Annotated in this window: 2 protein-coding genes; both read left to right on the forward strand. The window is 60.4% G+C overall.

Annotation, left to right across the window (positions count from 1 at the left end):
• The first annotated feature begins 191 nt into the window (after positions 1-191).
• On the forward strand, positions 192-2,144 hold the full coding sequence (locus QAT43_RS14760; RefSeq protein WP_305043852.1) for a DUF1302 domain-containing protein: 1,953 nt from the start codon (positions 192-194) through the stop codon (positions 2,142-2,144).
• A gap of 19 nt (positions 2,145-2,163) precedes the next feature.
• Positions 2,164-2,839, forward strand: a 676-nt coding sequence (locus QAT43_RS14765) for a DUF1329 domain-containing protein (RefSeq protein ID WP_305043853.1), incomplete at its 3' end; no start/stop codon positions are given.

Consider the following 2,839-nt stretch of genomic DNA (forward strand, 5'->3'; position numbering starts at 1 on the left):
TCGACTTTTTGCAAAGATTACATGGAAATGCCAAGGGCCTCAACGGCAATTTCCGGGCGCCGCGTCAAGGTTGCAAGACCAACCTTCCGCCAAGAATAATTCATTGACATCATTGGTTTTGCGCGGTAGTAGAAAACATTGTTTTGATGGCTTTTTCCGTCAACGGGTTGTGTCTGGCAAGGAGGATGAAGATGCGCGGGACATTGCGGCTGCTGGCCCTCTGCGGGCTGATGGTGATGACGGCCTGGCCGGCCGGAGCCTTTGAATTCGGGCAAGGCGACTGGAGTGGCAACCTCGACACGACGCTTTCCTACGGCCTGATCTGGCGGGTGCAGGATCGCGACGAACGGCTGATCGGCACGGCCAACGGCGGCACGGCGCGCTCGGTCAATTATGACGACGGCAATCTCAACTACAAAAAAGGGCTGATCAGCAACGTGATCAAGGCGACCTCGGAACTCGCCGTCAACTATCGCCGCACCACGGGGGTGTTCCTGCGCGCCACCGGTTTCTATGATTTCGAGAACCAGGACGGCTCCCGTGAAAGGACCCCCCTGAGTGATCCGGCGCTTGATCTGGTCGGCAAGGACATCCGCCTCCTCGATGCCTTCGTCTGGGGGGATTTCAAGGTCGGCGAAATGCCCGCTCAACTGCGTGTCGGCGAGCAGGTGGTGAGTTGGGGCGAAAGCACCTTCATCCAGAACGGCATCAACGTCATCAACCCGGTCAACGTCAACGCCATCCGACTGCCCGGCGCCGAACTGCGCGAGGCCCTGCTGCCCGAAGGGCTGATCTGGGGCTCCCTGGGCCTGACCGACAACATCAGTCTCGAAGGTTTCTACCTTTACGATTGGGACGAAACGGAAATCGATCCCCCCGGTTCCTATTGGAGCACCAATGACTTTGTCGGGCCGGGGGGGCAGAAGGTGCTGCTGGGCTTTGGTGAAGCGCCGGACAACGGTGTTGCATCCGCGCAGAATACTTTTCTGGCGGTTCCGAGGGGGCCGGATCACGATGCCGATGACAGCGGGCAGTTCGGCATTGCCTTGCGGGTTTTCGCGCCGGGACTCAACAATACGGAATTCGGCTTTTACTACATGAATTATCACAGCCGTCTGCCGATCATCAGCGCCCGCACGGGTTCGGTTGCAGGAGCGACGGGCGCGGGAACCATCTCGGCTGTAACGCCTGACATTATCACCTCGGTCATTGCGAACGGCGGCAATCCCGCCCCTGCCATCGCAGCCTACTCGCCTGTCATTGGCCAGGCGGCGGCTACGGCGATTGCAGGCGCCACCGCACAGGGGCTCGCAAACGGAATTCCCGCTGCCCAGGCGGCGGGAGCGTCGGCGGCAACGGCCTTTGCCACCGACGCCTACGCAAAAACCGCGCGCTACATCGTCGAGTACCCCGAGGACATCCAGCTTTTCGGCGTCAGCTTTAACACCATGCTGACCGGCTCTGGTATCGCCCTTCAGGGTGAATATTCCTTAAAGAAGGATGCTCCGTTGCAAGTGGACGACATTGAGCTTCTCTTTGCCGCCTTGGGGCCGATCAACGAGGGCTTGGCCCAATTCAACCAGGTAGGCAATTTCCAAGGCCAATTCAACACCTATATCCCAGGCTACATTCTAAAAGATGTTTCCCAAATCCAAATGACCGCCAGCAAACTCTTCGGCCCGACCCTGGGCGCCAACCAATTTGCCCTGATCGGTGAAATTGGCCTGACCCACGTCCACAACATGCCGAAAAAATCGCAACTGCGTCTCGATGGTCCCGGCACCCCCATCAGCGGCAACGAAAACCTGGCAGGCTCTCATTTCAACGAGCTCGAACCCGCCGGACGCTTCGCCGACGCTACCTCCTGGGGCTACCGCCTGGTCGGACGGCTGGATTTCAACAACGCCATCGGCGCGGTGACCCTCTCACCGCGCATCGCCTGGCAGCATGATGTCGAGGGCACCACGCCCGGTCCCGGCGGCAACTTCGTCGAGGATCGCAAGGCGGTGACCTTCGGCCTCGGCGCCGACTATCAGAATCGCTGGGGAGCCGATCTGGCCTACACCAACTTCTTCGGCGCCGGTCGTTATAATCTGATCAACGACCGCGACATCATCGCCGCCAGCGTCAAATATTCTTTCTAACCACAGGGAGACCCGACCCATGTTCCGAAAAGCATCTGCCATCCTTGGTGCCGGACTTCTGATTCTCGGTTTTTGCAATCCTACCCTGGCGCAACTCTCGGCGGACGAAATCGCCCGCCTGGGCAAGGATCTCACGCCGCTGGGCGCGGAGCGGGCCGGAAATGCCGCGGGCACCATTCCCGCCTGGGAGGGTGGCATCACCCAACCCCCACCGGGGTATAAGAAGGGTGATCATCATCCCGATCCTTATGCCGACGATCAGATCCGTTTTACCATCAACGCCGCCAACCTGGCGGAGCACACCGACAAACTGACCGCCGGACACAAGGCGCTGCTCGAAACCTACCCCAGCTTTTTCATGAACGTCTATCCGACCCGGCGCAGCGCCGCCGTGCCCGAGCGCATCCATGACGCGACCCGTCGCATTGCCGGTACCGCCCGCCTGGTCAACAACGGCGACGGCGTGGCCGGCGCGGTCAACGGCATTCCCTTCCCCATCCCCAAATCGGGCGTGGAAGTCATCTGGAACCATCTGCTGCGCTATCGCGGCGACGCCGCCGAGCGCCGGATCGCCCAGGCGGCAGTGACCAGGGGCGGCAGCTACACCCTGGTGCAGCTTCAGGAGGAGTACCTGCTGCTCTACAGCCAGGAAGGCATGACCGAGGAGGCGCTGGAAAACAAAATCCTGCTGTTCA

This window comes from Geoalkalibacter sp., from assembly GCF_030604225.1.
In the GTDB taxonomy this organism is placed as follows: Bacteria; Desulfobacterota; Desulfuromonadia; order Desulfuromonadales; family Geoalkalibacteraceae; genus Geoalkalibacter.

Excerpts from the sequence above, each read along its gene's own strand:
- QAT43_RS14760 (WP_305043852.1), top strand. The coding sequence starts at position 192 with ATGCGCGGGACATTGCGGCTGCTGGCCCTCTGCGGGCTGATGGTGATG.